At 63.5% G+C, this 19,438-nt stretch carries 15 protein-coding genes; 5 read left to right on the plus strand and 10 right to left on the minus strand.

Annotated elements, in window-relative coordinates; genetic code table 11:
- Window positions 1-39 precede the first annotated feature (39 nt).
- From ACVWZA_RS04115 to rimP, 3 genes are read right to left on the minus strand one after another with little or no spacing between them, the layout of a single operon-like run.
- The gene (locus tag ACVWZA_RS04115; RefSeq protein WP_457309867.1) at window positions 40-279 is read right to left on the minus strand and encodes a tautomerase family protein; all 240 of its coding nucleotides are present in this window, start codon (window positions 277-279) and stop codon (window positions 40-42) included.
- Window positions 279-1,895, minus strand: a complete 1,617-nt coding sequence (gene nusA / locus ACVWZA_RS04120) for a transcription termination factor NusA (protein ID WP_457309868.1) — start codon at window positions 1,893-1,895, stop codon at window positions 279-281. Before nusA ends, ACVWZA_RS04115 begins: the two co-directional genes overlap by 1 nt.
- Window positions 1,895-2,479: a ribosome maturation protein RimP gene (gene rimP, locus ACVWZA_RS04125; protein WP_457309869.1), complete on the minus strand. Its 585-nt coding sequence runs from the start codon at window positions 2,477-2,479 to the stop codon at window positions 1,895-1,897. The genes nusA and rimP overlap by 1 nt, the downstream gene beginning before the upstream one ends.
- A 196-nt stretch (window positions 2,480-2,675) precedes the next feature.
- On the opposite strand from rimP, the gene ACVWZA_RS04130 reads away from it, so the two are divergent.
- A complete protein-coding gene (locus tag ACVWZA_RS04130; RefSeq protein ID WP_457309870.1) occupies window positions 2,676-3,794 on the plus strand; it encodes a PQQ-dependent sugar dehydrogenase in 1,119 nt (372 codons plus the stop codon).
- A gap of 135 nt (window positions 3,795-3,929) precedes the next feature.
- On the opposite strand, the gene ACVWZA_RS04135 is transcribed toward ACVWZA_RS04130, so the two are convergent.
- Complete coding sequence (locus ACVWZA_RS04135; RefSeq protein WP_457309871.1) at window positions 3,930-4,313, minus strand: PaaI family thioesterase; 384 nt, start codon at window positions 4,311-4,313, stop codon at window positions 3,930-3,932.
- A complete protein-coding gene (locus ACVWZA_RS04140; protein ID WP_457309872.1) occupies window positions 4,313-4,747 on the minus strand; it encodes a PaaI family thioesterase in 435 nt (144 codons plus the stop codon). Before ACVWZA_RS04140 ends, ACVWZA_RS04135 begins: the two co-directional genes overlap by 1 nt.
- A 130-nt stretch (window positions 4,748-4,877) precedes the next feature.
- On the opposite strand from ACVWZA_RS04140, the gene ACVWZA_RS04145 reads away from it, so the two are divergent.
- Together ACVWZA_RS04145 and ACVWZA_RS04150 are read left to right on the plus strand one after the other, a co-directional pair.
- A complete protein-coding gene (locus ACVWZA_RS04145; RefSeq protein WP_457309873.1) occupies window positions 4,878-6,410 on the plus strand; it encodes an acyl-CoA synthetase in 1,533 nt (510 codons plus the stop codon).
- 35 nt (window positions 6,411-6,445) lie between these two features.
- Window positions 6,446-7,228 (plus strand): crotonase/enoyl-CoA hydratase family protein, encoded by a 783-nt coding sequence (locus tag ACVWZA_RS04150; protein WP_457309874.1) that lies wholly within the window; start codon window positions 6,446-6,448, stop codon window positions 7,226-7,228.
- Here ACVWZA_RS04150 and ACVWZA_RS04155 read toward each other — a convergent pair.
- The 4 genes from ACVWZA_RS04155 to ACVWZA_RS04170 all read right to left on the minus strand — a co-directional run bounded on the left by ACVWZA_RS04155 (window position 7,225) and on the right by ACVWZA_RS04170 (window position 10,220).
- Entirely contained in the window at window positions 7,225-7,467 is a 243-nt protein-coding gene (locus ACVWZA_RS04155; protein ID WP_457309875.1) for a hypothetical protein, read from the minus strand. The genes ACVWZA_RS04150 and ACVWZA_RS04155 overlap by 4 nt on opposite strands.
- A 262-nt stretch (window positions 7,468-7,729) precedes the next feature.
- Window positions 7,730-8,161, minus strand: a complete 432-nt coding sequence (locus tag ACVWZA_RS04160; protein ID WP_457310063.1) for an acyl-CoA thioesterase — start codon at window positions 8,159-8,161, stop codon at window positions 7,730-7,732.
- A gap of 104 nt (window positions 8,162-8,265) precedes the next feature.
- Complete coding sequence (locus ACVWZA_RS04165; protein ID WP_457309876.1) at window positions 8,266-9,048, minus strand: SDR family NAD(P)-dependent oxidoreductase; 783 nt, start codon at window positions 9,046-9,048, stop codon at window positions 8,266-8,268.
- Window positions 9,048-10,220 carry an acetyl-CoA C-acetyltransferase gene (locus ACVWZA_RS04170; protein WP_457309877.1) on the minus strand — a complete coding sequence of 391 codons (1,173 nt, stop codon included), beginning with the start codon at window positions 10,218-10,220 and terminating at the stop codon, window positions 9,048-9,050. The genes ACVWZA_RS04165 and ACVWZA_RS04170 overlap by 1 nt, the downstream gene beginning before the upstream one ends.
- 125 nt (window positions 10,221-10,345) lie before the next feature.
- Here ACVWZA_RS04170 and ACVWZA_RS04175 point away from each other — a divergent pair, with 125 nt between their 5' ends.
- Window positions 10,346-11,011 (plus strand): nitroreductase, encoded by a 666-nt coding sequence (locus tag ACVWZA_RS04175; RefSeq protein WP_457309878.1) that lies wholly within the window; start codon window positions 10,346-10,348, stop codon window positions 11,009-11,011.
- Window positions 11,012-11,040: 29 nt separating this feature from the next.
- On the opposite strand, the gene ACVWZA_RS04180 is transcribed toward ACVWZA_RS04175, so the two are convergent.
- Complete coding sequence (locus ACVWZA_RS04180) at window positions 11,041-12,471, minus strand: DEAD/DEAH box helicase (protein ID WP_457309879.1); 1,431 nt, start codon at window positions 12,469-12,471, stop codon at window positions 11,041-11,043.
- A gap of 644 nt (window positions 12,472-13,115) precedes the next feature.
- Here ACVWZA_RS04180 and ACVWZA_RS04185 point away from each other — a divergent pair.
- Entirely contained in the window at window positions 13,116-19,115 is a 6,000-nt protein-coding gene (locus tag ACVWZA_RS04185) for a DUF3320 domain-containing protein (RefSeq protein WP_457310064.1), read from the plus strand.
- Window positions 19,116-19,438 lie beyond the last annotated feature (323 nt).

A 19,438-nucleotide genomic window follows, 5' to 3' on the forward strand; every position in this document is an offset into this window, starting at 1 on the left:
TGTCCGAGGCAGTGGGGGAATGTCGGAAGCCCTAGCGCGTCATTGTGAGGGAACCGCATGCGCGTCCTCCCTCAAAGGCGTCGTTTGCGGCGCGTCACGGTCGGCGATCAGCTGACCCCCCGCACCGTAATTCTCCGTCGACACCTCTTCGATCACGATCTGCACCGCTCCCGGATTCTTGCCGAGGCGCGAGACCAGCGAAGCGGTGACGTCGGCGACGATCCCCGCTTTCTGATCGCGCGTCGCGGTTCCCGATATGCGGATGCTGACAAATGGCATTACGCTTCGCTCTCCTCCGACGCGTCGGCGACCGGAGCCGCTTCTTCATCTTCGAACCAGTGCGCGCGTGCGGCCATGATGATTTCGTTGCCCTGTTCGTCCGACAGGCCATATTCGCCGAGCACGCCGCCCTTGTCCTCGGGACGCTTGTTCTCGCTCTCGGCGCGGCGGCGCTGTTCCTGGCGCTTCTTCTGCACCAGCTCGTCGGTCGCCAGATCGGCGAGGTCGTCGAGCGTCAGGATACCGGCCTTGCCGAGCGTGACCAGCATCGCCTCGTTGAGATGCGGCATGGTCGCCAGCTCATCCGACACGCCCATTTCGCGGCGGAGGGTGCGATTGGCTTCCTCGCGACGCTCGAGCGCTTCGGTTGCGCGGCTCTGCAGCTCGGCGGCGAGATCCTCATCGAACCCTTCGATTCCGGCGATTTCCTCAGCTTCGACATAAGCGACCTCTTCCAGCGCGCCAAAGCCTTCGGCGACGAGCAGCTGAGCGAGCGTCTCATCGACGTCGAGCTCGGTCTGGAACATCTCGGTGCGCTCGGCGAATTCCTTCTGGCGCTTCTCGGACGCATCGGCCTCGGTCAGGATATCGATCGCCTTGCCGGTCAGCTGGCTGGCGAGACGGACATTCTGGCCGCGACGGCCGATCGCCAGCGAAAGCTGATCGTCGGGCACGACGACCTCGATGCGATCTTCTTCCTCGTCGATCACGACACGGCTGACCGATGCCGGCTGCAATGCGTTGACCACGAAGGTCGCGGTGTCCGGCGACCAGGGGATGATGTCGATCTTCTCGCCCTGCATCTCCTGCACGACAGCCTGCACGCGGCTGCCCTTCATGCCGACACAGGCGCCGACCGGGTCGATGCTCGAATCGTGCGAGATGACGCCGATCTTGGCACGGCTGCCCGGGTCGCGCGCGGCCGCCTTGATCTCGATGATGCCGTCATAGATTTCGGGCACTTCCTGCGCGAACAGCTTCTTCATGAAGTCGGGATGCGCACGGCTCAGGAAGATCTGCGGCCCACGATTCTCGCGGCGCACGTTGAGGATCAGTGAACGGATACGGTCGTTGACGCGCACCACTTCACGCGGAATCTGCGCGTCGCGGCGGATGACGCCTTCGGCGCGGCCCAGATCGACCACGACGTGACCGAACTCGACGCGCTTCACCACACCGGTGATGATCTCACCCATGCGATCCTTGAATTCCTCGAACTGGCGCTCGCGCTCGGCGTCGCGGACCTTCTGGAAGATCACCTGCTTGGCGGCCTGTGCGGCGATGCGGCCGAACTCGATCGGGGGCAGCGGATCGACGATGTAATCGCCGACCACGGCACCGGCCTGGAGCTTCTGCGCTTCCTTCAGATTGACCTGCTTGAAATAATCATCGACCGCCTCGACCACTTCGACGACGCGCCACAAGCGAAGATCACCAGTATTGGGGTCGAGCTTCGCGCGGATGTCGTTCTCGGCGCCGTAGCGGGCACGGGCAGCGCGTTGAATCGCGTCTTCCATCGCCTCGATCACGATCGCACGGTCGATCATCTTCTCGGTCGCGACAGCATTCGCGATCGCGATCAATTCTGCCTTGTTGGCGGAAACGGCAGTGGCCATCAGTCTTGCCTCTCACTCAGATTGGAATTGGGTTCGACGCTTTCGGCGTCGTCATCGGTAAGCTCTTCGAATTCTTCTTCGTCCGCGCCCTCGACCGACAGCGGCTTGGTCGCGGCGAGCAGCCGGTCAGTGAACAGCAATTTGGCGTCGGCAACCTGATTGAAACCGATCGTCATGGGCACGTGTTTGTTCACGTCGATCGTGATGCGGTCGCCTTCGACCCCGGCGAGATTGCCGGTCAGCTGCTTGCGCCCCTCGACCGGCGCGGTCAGCACGATGCGCGCTTCATGCCCTTCCCAATCGGCGAAGTCGGTCAGTCGCGTCAGCGGCCGGTCGATTCCCGGTGAGGACACTTCGAGGCGATATTCGCTCTCGATCGGGTCCGCCTCGTCGAGCAAGTCGGAGATGCGACGCGACAGCTCGGCACAATCATCGATCGTCAGCTGGCGCGTGTCGGGGCGCTCGGCCATCACCTGCAGGGTGATATCGCCGGCTCCGCCGAACAATTTCACGCGCACCAAGTCAAAACCCAAAGCCTGTGCCTCGGGTTCGATCAGGGCCGTCAATTTGGCGAGATCCGCCATCTGTTCTCCGAATGAATACGTCTCGGCGCCGCCGCGAGCCGGAGCCCGCAGCCTCTTCATCAATCAACGATGTAGAGAGAGCGCGAGTGCGATATAGGCGGATCGCACAAGACTGGCAAGCGGGCGCCGAACCAGTGGGGCATCCACCGGCGCGGCGGCGCGTTATCGGACCAGATCGACCGACCGGAGAGACGATATGCGCCCGCTTTACCTGAGCCTCCCCATCCTGCTGATCGCCTGCAGCGCGAACCAGGCCGCGCCTGCAACCGCCAGCGGCGAGCTGCCCTTCACCAAGACCGTCACGACCGATTTCGATTCGCCCTGGGCGATGACTTTCCTGCCCGATGGACGGATGCTTGTGACCGAGAAAGCAGGGCAGTTGAAGCTGGTCTCGGCCGACGGCAAACAGGCATCGACAGTGAAGGGTACGCTGCCGGTCGACGACGCGGGGCAGGGTGGGCTGATGGACGTCGTCCTTTCGCCCGGATTCGGTCAGGACCGAATGGTCTATTTCAGCTTTTCGGAAAAAGGGCCGGGCGGCAAAGGGGTCGCGCTGGCGCGGGGTCATCTGGCCGCCGACGCGAGCAAGCTGGATGATGTCGCGGTGATCTTCCGCGCGCATCCTTATGTCGCTGGGGACGGCCATTATTCGGGCCGCATCGCCTTTTCGCCCGACGGCAAATACCTCTTCTTCACCAATGGCGAACGGCAGAAATTCGACCCCGCACAGGATACCAAGGCCACGCTCGGCAAGGTCTTGCGCCTCACCCCCGACGGCAAACCCGCCGCCGACAATCCGCTCGCCGCGCAGGGTTTCGACCCGGCGATCTGGAGCTATGGCCACCGTAACCTGCTCGGCATCGCGTTCGATTCGGCGGGCAATCTGTGGGAACAGGAAATGGGCCCGAAGGGCGGCGACGAGGTCAATCTGATCGTCGCTGCGAAGAATTACGGTTGGCCCAAGGCGTCGAACGGCAGCCATTATGACGGTCGCGATATCCCCGATCACAAGTCCGGCGACGGCTTCGAAGTGCCCAAGGTCTGGTGGAACCCGTCAATCTCGCCCGCTGGGCTGATGATCTATTCGGGCGATCTGTTTCCGGCATGGAAGGGTGATGCGTTCATCGGCGGCCTGTCGTCGCAGGCGCTGCTGCGCGTCGATCTCGACGGCACCAATGCGAAAAAGGGCGACCAATGGGACATGGGCGCACGCATTCGCGAGGTCGAACAGGGGCCGGACGGTGCGATCTGGGTATTGGAGGATGGCAGCGACGGATCGCAGGGTCGGCTGATCAAGCTGACGCCAAAGAGCTAAGTCCTCCCCGGCACGGGGAGGGGGACCATTTGCTTCTTCAGCAAATGATAGAGGGGCTCTCCCCAAGCGGAACGCTGCTTGGCACGCCCCCTCCACCGCTTCGCGGTCCCCCTCCCCGTGCCGAGGAGGAGCGAGCTAATCCCTCATCACTAGGTAATTCATCCGCGCAGCCGCGATCGGCTTGACGGGATCGTCCTGCCACGCCGTCGCCTCGACATTGGCGACGCGGGTGCCGAGCCTGGTGACGACACCCCGCGCGCGCGTCGGTTTGTCGCGCCCGCCGCGCATGAAATCGACCGTGACGTTGATCGGCTTGATCCGGCCGCCGCCGTCGCTGGCCAGCGCATGCTGGAGCGCGGCGATCGCCGCCATCTCCATCAGCCCGCTGATCGCGCCGCCGTGCAGGAAGCCGGGGCGCCCCAGTATTTCATCACCGAACGGCATGATCAGCACCGGCGCACCGTCATGGCTGTCCGGGTCGACCGTCAGCCCGAGCAAATCGGCATATGGCGGCAGCATCAGCGATAGCCCTCCGGCGCCATGAAAGTGCCCGCGACATGCGCCAGTGGGTCGGCCGGGTCGCCGTCATGCGCTGTGCCGCGCACGAACGCGATCGAGCGGCTCAGTCGATAGCATTCGCCGCGTCCGATCACCGTCTTGCCGGGAGTCGCCGGGCGCAGGTAATCGACGCGCAGGTCGAGCGTCGCATGCGGGCGGAACGCGTTGAGTTTGAGCCACACCGACATGCTCGTCGCCATGTCCATCATCGACAGGATCGGGCCCGACGCGATCACGCCGCTTCCCGGGTCGCCGATCTGTTCCTCGCTATACGGCAAGGCGAGTTCGACCCAGTCCGGGCCATGAGCCTGGTAATACAAGCCGATACGGCGGCCATGTCCGCCGGCGCCGTTGCGCAGGAAGCGTTTGGGATCGAAGGCAAAGCCGGTGGTCATGATGCGCGCTCTACACCGCGATGCGGCCAAGGCAAGCGTCGCGCCCGGCCGGCACAGCCGAAATTCGGGCGTTGCGAGAGGTGGCGGTGCCGTCTAGCATTCAGTTGCAAAACAAAACGAGGAGAGGCGGATGCATCCCAGCATCCATGGCGCAGCGACCCCGGACAAGCCGGCACTGGTCGTCGCGGAGACTGGCGAGTTGGTCAGTTATGGCGAACTAGATCGCCGCTCGAATCGTGCCGCGCAATTGTTCCGCGCGCGCGGACTGGCAGCGGGCGACACGATTGCGCTGTTCCTCGACAATGTCCCCGAATTCTATGACATCGCCTGGGGCGCGCAGCGTTCGGGGCTGTTTTACGTCTGCATCTCGTCGAAACTGACCGCGCCGGAGGTCGATTATATCCTGCGCGATTCCGGGGCAAAGCTGCTCGTCGCGTCATCCGCGCTGGCCGACATCGCGGAAAAGATCGACCTATCGGGCTGTATCGGTCTGGCGATCGGCGGGGTACCGGGCTGGGAAGACTGGAACGCGGGGGTCGCGGCGATGCCCGATACGCCGATTATCGACGAACGCGCCGGCGTCGACATGCTCTATTCCTCGGGCACCACCGGCCGGCCGAAGGGCGTGCGCGTCGCGCTGCCCGAGGATCCGGCGATCGCCGCGCCCAATGTGCTGATGATTCTCGCACAGGGGCTCTATGGCCTTGGCCCCGACACTATCTATCTCAGCCCGGCGCCGCTCTATCACGCGGCGCCGTTGCGCTGGTCGATGACCGTGATGCGGCTTGGCGGAACGGTGGTGATGATGCAGCATTTCACTCCCGAATCTGCGCTCGCTGCGATCGAGCGTTACGGCATCACCGCGAGCCAATGGGTGCCGACGCATTTCGTGCGCATGCTGAAACTCGACGAAGCGGCGCGCGCCCGTCACGATTTGTCGACTCTGAAGGTCGCGATCCACGCCGCGGCGCCGTGCGCGGTGCCGGTCAAACGGGCGATGATCGAATGGTGGGGCCCGGTCCTGTTCGAATATTATGCCGGGTCGGAAGGGAATGGCCTGACCACCATCAATTCGGCCGAATGGCTCGCCCATCCGGGCTCGGTCGGCAAGGCGGCCTATGGCGCATTGCACATCTGCAGCGAAGCGGGCGAGGAGCTTGGCTCCGGCGAAGAGGGGCTGATCTATTTCGAAGGCGGCGGGGTGTTCGAATATCACAACGACCCGGCCAAGACCGCCGAGGCGCGCAACGCGAAGGGCTGGACCACGCTCGGCGATATCGGGCGGACCGATGCCGATGGCTTTCTCTACCTCACCGACCGCAAGAGCTTCATGATCATCTCGGGCGGGGTGAACATTTATCCGCAGGAGATCGAGAACCGCCTGATCACCCATCCGCGCGTCGCCGATGTCGCGGTGATCGGCGGGCCGGACGCGGAGATGGGCGAGCGCGTCATCGCGGTGGTGCAGCCGGTCGACATGGCTGAAGCAAGCCCGGCGTTCGCCGCCGAGCTGACCGCCTGGTGCCGCGTCGAACTGTCGGGCGTGAAGACCCCGCGCCAGATCGACTTCGCCGAGGAATTGCCCCGCCATGCGACGGGTAAATTGTACAAGAGGTTGCTCCGCGATCGCTATTGGGGCGAGAGCGGCAGCCGGATCGTGTGAGATTAGACGTTCGTGTTGAGTAAGGATCAAATCTGATGAACGACCGCGTATCCATCGTCGTGGCCGACCATATCGCCGATGTGCGGCTGACCCGCGCCGACAAGATGAACGCGATCGACCCGGCGATGTTTCAGGGCATCGCCGACGCGATCGACGAACTGGCCGGCATGGACGATGTCCGAGTCGTGGTGCTGTCGGGTGAAGGGCGCGGTTTCTGCGCCGGGCTCGATATGGGCAGCATGGCGGGGGGTGGATCGGGGCTCGATCTCTCGACGCGGCTCTGGGACGGCGCCAACCTCGTGCAGCAAGTGTCGATCGGCTGGCGCAAGCTGCCCATGCCGGTGATCGCCGCGGTGCACGGCGTCGCGCTCGGCGGGGGTTTTCAGATCATGTCGGGCGCCGATATCCGCATCGCCGCGCCGGGCACGCGCTTCGCGATCCGCGAACTTCATTGGGGGCTGGTCCCCGACATGGGCGGTTTCCCGTTATGGCGCAGCCTGGTGCGTGACGATGTGCTGCGCGAATTGACCTATACCGCGCGCGAATTCGGCCCCGACGACGCGCTGGGCTATGGCTTCATCTCGCACATCGCCGCCGATCCCCGCGCCGCGGCGATGCCGCTCGCGGCCGAGATCGCTTCGCGTAACCCGCATGCGGTGCGTGGCGCGAAGCGGCTGTGCAACATGGCGCACGATGCCGATCCGGCAACGATGCTGGAGGCCGAGACGGTCGAACAATTGAAGGTGATCCGCCAGCCCAATCAGGTCGAGGCGATGCTGGCCAATATGGAGAAGCGCGCGCCAGTTTTCCGGGATTAGCGTTGGCAGCCCGCCGATTCTCGTCGCTCGAGACGTTTTGCGAACCGAACGTCGCTGATCTGGGTGGCGATAAGAAAGGGGGTGCAAATCCTGGCAAACAGATAGATTTCAACCGAAGCCCAGAAAGAGCCCGGTTCCTGTCCCAGCAGCACAGCACGCCCCGTACCGCGCAGCGGTATGACGATCGCGTGAGTCGAATAGGCAACCCACAGCATTCGCGCGCAGACCGCCAACACCATGCCCCCCGCAATCCTCAAATAGGGCGCGAATTTGCAGGCAATGGCTCTCCGCTGCCTCCGACTGTCCCAAAAGCTCATATCGCTTGCCTGTTGCCGCTCCTCGTCATCGACAAGCAACCTAACGCGATGCGCGCGGCGGGCGTCCCACCCGATGGTGAAGGATGTCGATATATGCCGTCGCTACCGCTCGCCACCGGTCCTGCGGCGGGGCTGGCCGGGGCCGGTGTGGTTATGCCTGTCTTTCGTCCTGACCGAAACCGTCTCACTCGTGCCGGACGCGATGTGCCTCCAGCCCCGCGCGAAAATCGACGGGGAGCGCGGTCGCGTCAACGCCGCCGCTCATCACGATCACTGTGTCGCAGGTCGCGATCGGCTCGCCATTCTGGAACGCGACGGATAACAGGTGCCAGCTGCGCGTGCCGATCTCGCCGACCCCGGTCGCGATCTCGACGTCGCCGGGGAAATGCCCCTCGGCGAGATAATTGATCTCGACCTTGGCGACGAGCCAGCGATGACCGTGCCAGCCCGACAGGTCCATCGCCTTGTTGAACCGCACCCGCCCGCTCTCGAACAGCGCCGCCATCGCGACATTGTTGATATGGCCAAGCACGTCCAGATCCTGGAACCGGGTCTGGATAGCTTCGCTGTGTGGATAGCTGGCGGGGTCTAACCGCCATGGTTCTGGTCGTGCGATCGGTCGTCTCCCCCTGTCCGTTCGCTTCGCGCGTCGTCGCAACGCCGTCTCAATGCAGCGTTTTCGACGGCACCCGAACCGAACGGTGCCTTATAGCGCGCCGTTTAGCGTGGCGCCATGCGGATCGCGCCGTCCAGACGCACATCCTCGCCGTTGAAATAGCTGTTCTCGATCATGGTCAGCGCGAGATGGGCATATTCCGGCGCGTTGCCGAGCCGCTTGGGGAACGGCACGCTGGCGGCGAGCGCGTCTTTCACCGGTTGCGGCGCGCCCTGCATCAGCGGCGTGTTGAAGATGCCGGGCAGGATCGTATTGACCCGGATGCCCTCGCTCATCAGGTCGCGTGCGATCGGCAGGGTCATGCCGACCACGCCGCCCTTCGATGCCGAGTATGCGGCCTGGCCAATCTGGCCGTCCTCGGCGGCGACGCTCGCGGTCATCACGATCGCGCCGCGCTCGCCATCCTCGCTGGGCTCAAGGCTGAGCATGCCGGCTGCCGACTTGGCGACGCAGCGGAATGTGCCGACCAGGTTGATCTGGATGAGCCAGTCGAACGCGGCGAGCGGGAAATGCTTGATGCTGCCGTCTTCCTTCGACCGGCTGGCGGTCTTCACCGCATTGCCGGTGCCGGCGCAACAAACCAGGACGCTTTCCTGGCCATGCGCCGCGCGCGCCTTGGCAAAGCCGGCGTCGACGCTTTCGTCCGAGGTGACGTTCACTTCGCAGAAGATGCCGCCGATATCGGCTGCGACCTTCTCGCCTTTTTCGCCCTGCAGGTCGAAGATCGCGACCTTGACGCCCTTCGCCGCAAGCGCCCGCGCAGTGGCTTCACCAAGGCCGGAGGCGCCGCCGGTCACCACGGCGGAGATGGTGTTGCCGAGCTTCATCAGAGCTTCTCCACGATCGTCACATTGGCAATGCCGCCGCCTTCGCACATCGTCTGCAGGCCATAACGCTTGCCGCGCGTGCGCAGCGCGTAGACCAGAGTCGCCATCAGCTTGGTGCCCGACGCGCCGAGCGGATGGCCAAGCGCGATCGCGCCGCCATTGACGTTGAGCCTGGCCGGATCAGCGCTGACATGCTTGAGCCAGGCGAGCGGCACCGGCGCGAACGCCTCGTTGACTTCGTAAAGGTCGATATCGTCGATTTTCATGCCCGCGCGCTTCAACGCCCGATCGGTCGCGAACAAGGGTTCTTCAAGCATGATCACCGGATCACCGCCGGTCACAGTCAGGTTGACGATCCGTGCGATCGGGGTCAGGCCATGCTCCTTCAAGGCGGCCTCGCTGACAATCATCACCGCGCTCGCGCCGTCGCAGATCTGGCTGGCATTGGCGGCGGAGATCGCGCCGCCCTCTTGCAGCAACTTCACCGAACCGATCGATTCGAGCGTTGCATCGTAACGGATGCCTTCGTCTCGGGCGTGGCTCTCCACGCCTTCGGTTGTCTCGACATCGATCGCTACGATCTCGTGCTCGAACGCGCCGCTTTCGGTCGCGGCGATCGCGCGCTTGTGGCTTTCCAGCGCGAACGCATCAAGCTGTTCGCGGTTGAAGCCGTGCTTCTTGACGATCATCTCCGCGCCGATGAACTGGCTGAACATGATGCCGGGATATTTCTCCTCGAGCCGCGGCGATTTATAATTGCCCAGACCTTCCTTCATGTGGAGCATCGCGGTCGATCCCATCGGCACGCGCGTCATGCTTTCCACGCCGGCGGCGATGACGATGTCCTGGGTGCCCGACATGATCGCCTGGGCGGCGAACTGGATTGCCTGTTGCGATGATCCGCATTGACGGTCGATCGACACGGCGGGCACGCTGTCGGGCAGGTTCTTCGCGGCGAGCACCGCGTTTCGGCCGATCTGGCCGGCCTGCTGACCGCCCTGGCTGACACAGCCCATGATCACATCGTCGACCGCCGCGCCGTCGAGTCCGGTCCGTTCGATCAGCTGGTCGAGGACATGCGCCGCCATATCGACCGGATGGGTGCCGGCAAGCTTGCCACCGCGCCTGCCGCCTGCGGTGCGCACCGCGTCCACGATATATGCCTCGGCCATCCGACTCTCCTATCAGTCCCTATTTGCAACCTCTCTTGCCCAATCCGGCGTGCTCGGCAAGGGTCGCCCGAACGGCGCGATTGCCAATGCGGAGAGTGTCTGATGCCCCAAGCGGAGCGTTGCTCATGAATGTGTCCGAAGCCGTAGCGGAACGTCGGTCGGTACGCGGTTTCCTCGATACACCGGTCGATACGGGCATGTTGCGCGGCGTCGTGACGAAAGCAGCGCGCGCGGCGACCGGCGGCAATCTGCAGCCTTGGCATATCGACCTGATCAGCGGTGCGCCGCTCGCCGAACTGAAAGCGATCGTAGCTGCCAAGCTGATTGCCGGCGAAACCGAGGAACCGGCCTATCAAATCTATCCCGCGCCGCTGACCGAGCCCTATCGCGACCGGCGCTTCGCGGTGGGCGAGGCGATGTATGGCGCGATCGGCATTCCGCGCGAGGACAAGGCAGCACGGCGGACGTGGTTCGCGCGCAATTTCCAGTTCTTCGGCGCGCCCGCCGCTTTGTTCTGCACCGTCGACCGGCAGATGGGGCCGCCGCAATGGGCCGATCTCGGTATGTATCTGCAGAATGTGATGCTGCTCAGCGTGGAGGCCGGCCTCGCGACCTGTTCGCAGGAATGCTGGGCGATGTATCCTGAGACGATCACGTCGTTCCTCGCCACACCGGGCGAACGCATGCTCTTTTGCGGCATGGCGATCGGCTATGAAGATACCGAAGAGCCCGCGAACCGCTTGCGCAGTTCACGGGCTCCGGAAGAGGAATGGCTGACGGTGCGAACCTGATCCTCCCCGCTACCGGAGAGGAGTTAAGCTCAGGCCGCTGGCGAACGGCGCCCGCCACCCGAATGCTGGCGGCGTGGACCGCCGCCCGCAGGACGACCGGCATTGCCGCCGGGGCGGCCCGGGCCACCGGGACGATGACCACCGGCCGGACGACCCGCACCCTCCGGGCGACCACCACCGGCCGGGCGACCAGCGCCCTCGGCACGTTGGCCGGTCGGACGTGCGGCATGCGTTGCGCGCGGTGGCGCACGGTGACGGCCGCTGTCGTCGCGACGACGCTCATCATCGGCACCGACCGGACGGTTGGCCTTGATCTTCGCTGCCTCGGCGGTGAAGCCCTCGGGCAGTTCCATCACGTTCGGCTTGACGCGCGTCAGCTTCTCGATGTCGCGCAGGTAAGGCCGCTCGTCGCTCGCGCAGAAGCTGATCGCCACGCCGCTCGCGCCGGCCCGTGCGGTCCGGCCGATGCGGTGGACATATTGCTCAGGCACATTGGGCAGTTCGAAATTGAACACGTGGCTGACGCCGGTCACATCGATGCCGCGCGCGGCGATATCGGTCGCGATCAGCACCTTGGCCTTGCCCGCCTTGAACTCGGCAAGCGCACGCTCGCGCTGCGGCTGGCTCTTGTTGCCATGGATCGCGTTGGCGAGGATACCGGCATGGCCGAGTAACTTCACGACGCGATCGGCGCCATGCTTGGTGCGGGTGAAGACCAATGCGCGCTCGACGGCTTCGTCACGCAGCAGGATGGTCAGCAGCGCCTGCTTTTCGGCCTGGTTGATGAACGTAACATGTTGGTCGACGCGCTCTGCGGTGGTCGAAACTGGCGCGACCTTGACCGTCACCGGGTCCTTCAGGAACTGGTCGGCCAGGTCGCGGATCGCGTTGGGCATCGTCGCCGAGAAGAACAGGGTCTGGCGCTGCTTGGGCAGCATCCGGACGATCTTGCGCAGCGCATGGATGAAGCCCAGGTCGAGCATCTGGTCGGCTTCGTCGAGGACGAGGATTTCCAGCGTCGCCAGGCTGACGAAGCGCTGCTCGATCAGGTCGAGCAGGCGGCCCGGCGTGGCGACCAGAATATCGACGCCGCGCGCCATGTCCTGGCGGTTCTTGTTGATGCTGGTGCCGCCGAACACGGTCGCGACCGACATCTTGGAGAATTTTCCGTAATCGCGTGCGCTGTCGGCGATCTGGCTGGCCAGTTCGCGCGTCGGGGCGAGCACGAGCATGCGGCAATGCGTTGGCAGTACGCGCTTCTCTTCATTGACCAGACGCTGGATCGACGGCAGCACGAACGCGGCGGTCTTGCCGGTGCCGGTCTGCGCGATGCCGAGCAGGTCGCGGCCTTCGAGGAGAGTCGGGATCGACTGCTTCTGGATCGGAGTGGGGGTGGTGTAGCCCTTTGCTTCGAGAGCGCGGACCAGGGGTTCGGCAAGGCCGAGATGTGCGAAAGACATGGGAATATTAAAGCCTGAATCGGCCAAGGCGCGTCGAATCGACGCACGAATGGCGGGGATGGTGACACCCCGCGTGAAAAGGGAAGCCTGTTAAAAACGACCGAGGCGGAGCTTGGACCTTAATTCAGGTCCGATCACGCTGCATGACGCCTCGATGGGCGGCATATAGATGCTGCGCTGCAAAATGTCAATGTGGGTTGAGATTTGGTGACGAGCGCTCACGGCATCGCGTGACGCATCGCTGGGAGCGTTGCCCCGAAATCTACTAGTATCGATTTGGGCGGGCTAGTCAAAGACATCCATGGAAACGATTGAGGTTGGCCGGAAGCGGGCTGTCAGTTCGGTGGATTCTGCGCCGGAGAGCAGACATTTGCCGCCTCAAACGCCAGCTATGTCATGCAGCAACCGTCTCGTCAGATACTTTCAGGTCCAAATTGGTCGGTCTTCTTCTATAGACTTGCTCATCGCTCGCAGCGTTAATGAGCGCTGCGAATCGGGGGCGGGATGGAATGATGACAAATTTGGTTAGCGACGCTGTTGACGAGCACGCATCACTTTTTCAGAGCAAGCTCCCGATACGCGAGAAGCTAGACCGCGCTCGTACCGAACTTCTCGACCTTTCCGCACGCAATCGCCTGCTGAACATGCCGCGTTCTGCCAAGGGTGCGCGCGCGGTAGAAATCGTGGATGAGAAGACTGCAGAAATCTTTCGGCTTCTTGTGCGCGACAATCGTCCATTCACATTCGTCGCGGGGAAGGCGGCGCGCGCCGGCGATGAAGCCGATCTCATCGACGATATCGATGAGGATGTCGATGAGATCGCGGATCTCGCGCAGCCCGAAGATGAAGAGGCCGATGAGCGGGGCGTCAGCGCGAGACACACCGATACCCGCCTTCAAACCCGTTTCACCCCCAAAGGCCTTCAGAAGCGGCTGCTTGAGCTTTATCATGATGCCCGCACTTTGGAGGAGGAGCAGGGCGTCAACATCCTCTTCCTAGCTCTTGGCGCGCTAAAATGGATCGACCCGCAGAATGCGACAAATATACGCTATGCGCCGCTTATCCTGGTGCCGGTGTCGCTCGAACGCGGCAATGCCGGCGAGAAATTCAAGTTGCGGGTGCGGCAAGACGACTATGCTTCGAACCTGTCGCTCGAGGCATTTCTCGATCGCACACAGGGCATTCGCCTGCCGGTGTTCGAGGCCGGCGATGCGTTCGATCCCATCGCCTATATCGCCGAAGTGGCTGACGCCGTGTCGTCCAAGCCTGGGTGGGAGGTCATTGCCGATCAGATTGTACTCGGATTCTTCTCCTTCGCGAAATTTCTGATGTATCGCGATCTTGATCCGGACAATTGGCTAGCTGCCGGCAATATCATTGAGCGCCCATTGATCCGCGGCCTGCTGGCTGAGGGCTTCGAAGCCGACGAGGCGATGATTGCGGAGGACAGCAACATTGATCTGCACATATCGCCGGCGGATATGCTGCATATCCTAGATAGCGACAGCTCGCAGGCGCTGACCGTCCATGAGGTTCGTCGTGGTCGCGACATGGTCATCCAGGGGCCGCCGGGCACGGGCAAGAGCCAAACGATCGCTAACATCATCGCGTCTGCGGTTGCCGACGGGAAACGCGTGCTGTTTGTCGCGGAGAAGATGGCCGCGCTTGAAGTCGTGAAGCGTCGCCTTGATGCGACTGGTGTTGGCGACGCATGCTTGGAACTGCACAGCAACAAGGCGAACAAGCGGGCTCTGCTGGAGGAGTTGCGGCGTAGCTGGGAACTGGGCGCGCCGAAGGGGCGTGATCCCGGGACGCTGCATGTCCGACTGCGTGAGGCACGCGACAAGCTGAATGCGCATGCCGAACGAATGCACCACCCGCACCAAGCGTCTGGGCTGACGCCGTATGAGGTGGTCGGCCAACTCACGCGGTTGCGTCAGGACGGCTGTAAGCCGGGTGATATTGCGCTCGATGCGCCCGAAACATGGTCGGCCGACGCATTCGCCGAACGACATGACGTGGTCGGCGAACTGGTCGAGCGGATTGTCGCGATCGGGCGGGCCGATGAACATATCTGGCGCGGCGTCGGGCTGTCCTCGATCCTGCCGACCGATGGCGAGCGACTGCGGGAGCGGATCGAGGCACTGGTCGCGAGGATCGACATCGGCATCGCCGACTTGGCAACGATCGCAGAGCTTCTCGTTCTCGCGCCGCCCGACGACCTTCGCGGGCTCGCGCCGCTGGTAACGCTGGCACAACGGGTCGCGGGGGCGCCAACCCTGTCGAACGCGGCTATCGGCCACCACAATTGGGAAGCGCGGCGAGCCGAGATCGACACGCTAGTCCAGATCGGCGCGCATCACGCGGCAATCCGCACGACATTGGCCGACGCCCTTACCGGCGACGCTTGGTCGGCAGACCTTGCCGAGCCGATCGCGGCACTGATCTCACTGCCGCCGGCTTTCCCCGCCGAGGCGCTGGCACGGCTGGCCGAAGCGCACGCACTTATACCCCGCCTGCTGGAGGAAAGCGGCGGGCTGGCGCGGACACTCGGCTACGAAGCGCCCACGACGCTTGCGGAAGCGCGGCACCAGGCGCTTATCGGCGAGCGTGTCGCCGACGCGCCCGACGTTGACCCCGCGGCGCTCGCGGCAATTATCTGGGATAACGAAACCGAGCGCGCCGGAGATGTAGCCGAGGCGGTCGCGGTTCTCGAATCCGCACACGCCGCAATCGACGGCGGCCTGACCGAAGCCGCATGGACAATGGACATGTCCGCGACGAGGGCGACGTTAGCCGCGCATGGCTCCGGGTTCTTCAAGCTGTTCAGCGGAGAGTGGCGACAGGCCAACCGTCTTGCGCGGTCCGTGCTGACTCGGCCGGATGCCCCGTTGGAGTCCACGCTGGCGATCCTCGACGCGTTGGCTCGCGGACGCGCGGCGCTGGCTGTGGTGAAAGAGGAAGACGCGTTCGCCCGGACCGCATTTGGGCGCAACTGGCGCGGCGACCGCTCGACATCGGAACCGCTGGTTCGCTTGGTCGAATGGGTGCGTTCGCTGAAAGCCGTTGGCTCGGCCGCGCGCCAAATTGCGGCGCGGCAGCCCGATCGTAACGCGATTGGCGTTTCGGCAAGTCGCTCGATCGCAACTGTTGAGGCGGGAGCGACGCTATTGTCCGCGATCCATCAAGATCTGTGGCGGGCACGCTCTGTCGTGTTCGCAGAGACCGACGACCTGCTCGCCGCCGACCTGGTGGCGGCATCCGCGGCGGTGACCCGATTGCATTCGGCCGACCGCGTTTCGGCCGCTTGGATGCGTGACGGGCAACTCGACCTTGATCTGCGCCGTTCGCGCTTGGCGGCCCTCGCCGACGGCCAGCATGCCGCAGCTGCCATCACTGAAGGAGAACCACTCGGTGGCGAGGTCTTCGGCGACGCGTGGCGCGCCGCGCAAAGCGATTGGGCGGCATTGCTTCATGCTGCCGAATGGATCGATGCCAACTCCGACATAAGGTTGCTGGTGAGCGGCATTGCAGACCACACGCGACCGCAGCATCTGGCAGAGGCGGCAGCACAGACGCTAGCCGTGCTGGAGCGCGATCTAGCGGCGCTTTTCGATTATCTGCAACTCGACCGGGAATATGCATTCGGTGCCACCGATCTGGCCGAAATCCAGCTGGCGCTGCTCCGGTCGCGGCTAGCCGCATGGGCGGTGAGCGCGGAGCAACTGTTTCAGTGGGTCGCGTATCGTGACCGTGCCGGACAAGCAACTTCGCTGGGCTGCGAGGATATCGTGCGGCGACTGGCTGATGGACGCCTGACGCCCGAGGGTGCGATTCCGGCATTCGAGATGGCCTATTACGAATCGGTCTATGCTGATCAGGTCTCGGCCGATTCGGCGCTCGGGAATTTCGACGGGACGCTCCACGGCCGCCTCGCGCGCGAATTCGCAGACATGGATCGCCAGCGGATCGCATCGGCGAGCCTTGAGGTCGTCCGTGCTCACCATGCGCGTGTGCCTGCCCGCGACGGCGGTGCGGTGGGGCCGCTCGGCGTGCTCCGCGCCGAGATCGCCCGCAAGCGTGGCCATATGCCGATTCGCAAGTTGATGGAGCAAGCCGGACCTGCGGTGCAGGCGCTCAAACCGGTGTTTATGATGAGCCCACTCTCGGTTGCGCAATTTTTGGCGCCCGGCGGCTTGGAGTTCGATCTCCTGGTGATGGACGAAGCCAGCCAGATTCAGCCGATCGATGCGCTTGGCGCCGTTGCCCGCGCAAAGCAGGTTGTCGTGGTCGGCGATCCCAAGCAACTGCCACCGACCGCCTTCTTCTCCAAGATGACCAGCGGCGGTGATGACGACGAGAGCGACGATGCGGTCGGTCGCGTCGCCGATATCGAGAGTATTCTGGGCCTGTTCACCGCGCGCGGCCTGCCGATGCGGATGCTGCGCTGGCATTATCGCAGTAAGCATCAGTCACTGATCGCGGTGAGCAATCGCCAATTCTACGAGAACAAGCTGTTCATCGTCCCAAGCCCCTATACTGCTGAGGCGGGAATGGGGCTGCGCTTCCACCATATCTCGAACGGTATCTTCGATACGGGCACGACGCGCACCAACATGATCGAGGCGAAGATCGTGGCTCAGGCCATCGTCGCGCATGCACGCGATCATGCCGACCTGTCGCTGGGCGTCGCTTCCTTCTCGGCGGCGCAACGCCGTGCGATCGTCGACCAGCTCGAAGTACTGCGACGTGCGCTGCCGCCGGAAGTGGAAGCATTTTTCCAAGCGCATCATTCCGAACCGTTCTTCGTAAAGAACCTTGAGAATGTCCAGGGCGACGAGCGCGACGTCATCTTCATTTCGGTTGGATATGGTCCGACAACGCCCGGCGGACGCGTGCCGATGCGGTTCGGGCCGCTTGGCACCGACGGCGGCGAGCGCCGGCTGAACGTGCTCATCAGTCGTGCGAAACAGCGGTGCGAAGTCTTCGCGTCTATGACCGACGAAGACATCGATCCTGACTTCGCCAGCACGCGCAAAGGTGTTTTCGCGTTCCGCCTGTTCCTGCATTTTGCCCGAACCGGTCGAATGACGCTCGCCGAAAGCACCGGGCGCGATCATGACAGCGTGTTCGAGGAACAGGTCGCAAACGCTTTGCAGGCGCGCGGCTACCAGGTTCACCGTCAGGTCGGTCTTGCCGGCTTCTTCATTGATCTTGCGGTCGCCGACGTGGATCGTCCGGGACGTTATCTCCTAGGGGTCGAGTGCGACGGAGCGTCCTATCACGGCGCAAAATCCGCACGTGATCGCGATCGGCTGCGCCAATCCGTGCTCGAAAGCCATGGCTGGTCGATTCACCGCGTCTGGAGCACCGACTGGTTCCAGCGACCAGTTCAGCAACTCGACTTGATCGTGGCACGGGTGGAGGCGGCCAAGGCCGAACATGATGCCCAGGCGGCCGGGACGGGAGCAAAGCGCGCGGTGCCATTTGAGATCGTGACGATCGAACGCGAGGACGTGACCGAGATCGGCCTTGCCGCTAGCGATGATGCTGCGCCCAGCGTGGTCGCCTATGTCGAAGCCACGGTCACTCGTCCGTCGCACATCGTCAACGAGCTGCATGACGCCCCGCGCGGTATCCTGTCCGAACTCGCCGAGCGGGTCGTCGAGGTTGAGGGCCCAGTCTGTCTCGACGAGATCGTCGTTAGGATTCGCTGCGCTTGGGGTCTGAAACGCGCCGGGGGGCGAATTCAAACAGCGATCGAAATGGCCGTGGACGTATCTGTGCGAATGGGCCGCCTGGCCCGACAGGGCGATTTTCTGTCGATTTCGGGCCGAGATATCAGGGTTCGGGATCGCAGCGCCGTGATTTCGACCACCCTGCGACGCTGCGAAGCACTGCCTCCTGCCGAGATCGAACGCGCCATCCTCGACATTGTTCGGACGCACTACGGCGCTACCGACGATCAGATCGCGCTCGCAGTTTCCCGCGCTTTTGGGTTCAAGTCCACCAGCAGCCAGCTGCGGACTTTGATCAGCGATGTCGTAACCTCTGCTATTGAAAAGGGCTGGATTGATCGGAAGAATGGCGTGCTGGTGACCGGTGCGGAGGCGCCCGTCGCGTCGCCTCCCGACAAGGCACCTTCGCCGCTCGTCGCGCTGATCGCCGAGGGCGAGCACGAGCGCCTCGAGTTCAAGGAAACGCTGCGCTGGGACATCGTCGCTGACGTTCAGAACCGCAAACTGGAGGACGTTGCGATCAAGACGCTGGCCGGGTTCGCCAACCGTGTAGGCGGCACGCTTCTGATCGGCGTCGCGGACGATAGCACAATCCGCGGCCTAGAGCGCGACTATGGCTGTCTGGGCGGTGACCGAGATAAGATGCAGCTACACCTAACCAATCTGGTCACCAATCATTTCGGCCAGGCATATCGCGCTGCCCGGATACGGATCAGTTTTCCCGAGCACGAAGATGCCGAGGTGTGTCGGATCGATATAGACCGATCGCCCTCCCCCGTGTTCGTCACAACGAAAGACGCCCGTGACGTGCCAGCCGAGCGATTCTTCGTGCGTTCGGGCAACTCGACGCAGGAGCTCATACCGAGCCAGGCCGACGCCTACATCCGCGAGCATTTCGGAGGATAACCGAAGCCCGTCGGTGGAAAAGATCGACCCGCCATACATGGACTGGCGAGACATCCATGCCCTCGCAGCCCTGAGACATTCGAATCCAGTTTTCGACGTAAGATATCAAAGTCCGGAAGGGCATGGCCAGCATCTGCCAATGACTACTTCCGGGGATCGTGCCCGTCGCGCTGAACGGCTGATATGGGGCGCAAAGGGGACGAGATATCGCACCGCTAGCTTTGGGGCGCTCCTAACTCAAAGCACCATCACGGCCATTCCAATAGGACGCCGTCCTTTGCGGGCGCTTGTCAAGCGCCACACATGTAATTGAATAAACAATA

This window comes from Sphingomonas sp. UYAg733, from assembly GCF_054057355.1.

Bases quoted from the DNA above. Each gene is read 5' to 3' on its own strand.
- ACVWZA_RS04115 (WP_457309867.1), bottom strand. From the start codon at position 279: ATGCCATTTGTCAGCATCCGCATATCGGGAACCGCGACGCGCGATCAG.
- nusA (WP_457309868.1), bottom strand. From the start codon at position 1,895: ATGGCCACTGCCGTTTCCGCCAACAAGGCAGAATTGATCGCGATCGCG.
- rimP (WP_457309869.1), bottom strand. From the start codon at position 2,479: ATGGCGGATCTCGCCAAATTGACGGCCCTGATCGAACCCGAGGCACAG.
- ACVWZA_RS04130 (WP_457309870.1), top strand. From the start codon at position 2,676: ATGCGCCCGCTTTACCTGAGCCTCCCCATCCTGCTGATCGCCTGCAGC.
- ACVWZA_RS04135 (WP_457309871.1), bottom strand. From the start codon at position 4,313: ATGCTGCCGCCATATGCCGATTTGCTCGGGCTGACGGTCGACCCGGAC.
- ACVWZA_RS04140 (WP_457309872.1), bottom strand. From the start codon at position 4,747: ATGACCACCGGCTTTGCCTTCGATCCCAAACGCTTCCTGCGCAACGGC.
- ACVWZA_RS04145 (WP_457309873.1), top strand. From the start codon at position 4,878: ATGCATCCCAGCATCCATGGCGCAGCGACCCCGGACAAGCCGGCACTG.
- ACVWZA_RS04150 (WP_457309874.1), top strand. From the start codon at position 6,446: ATGAACGACCGCGTATCCATCGTCGTGGCCGACCATATCGCCGATGTG.
- ACVWZA_RS04155 (WP_457309875.1), bottom strand. From the start codon at position 7,467: ATGGTGTTGGCGGTCTGCGCGCGAATGCTGTGGGTTGCCTATTCGACT.
- ACVWZA_RS04165 (WP_457309876.1), bottom strand. From the start codon at position 9,048: ATGAAGCTCGGCAACACCATCTCCGCCGTGGTGACCGGCGGCGCCTCC.
- ACVWZA_RS04170 (WP_457309877.1), bottom strand. From the start codon at position 10,220: ATGGCCGAGGCATATATCGTGGACGCGGTGCGCACCGCAGGCGGCAGG.
- ACVWZA_RS04175 (WP_457309878.1), top strand. From the start codon at position 10,346: ATGAATGTGTCCGAAGCCGTAGCGGAACGTCGGTCGGTACGCGGTTTC.
- ACVWZA_RS04180 (WP_457309879.1), bottom strand. From the start codon at position 12,471: ATGTCTTTCGCACATCTCGGCCTTGCCGAACCCCTGGTCCGCGCTCTC.
- ACVWZA_RS04185 (WP_457310064.1), top strand. From the start codon at position 13,116: ATGCCGCGTTCTGCCAAGGGTGCGCGCGCGGTAGAAATCGTGGATGAG.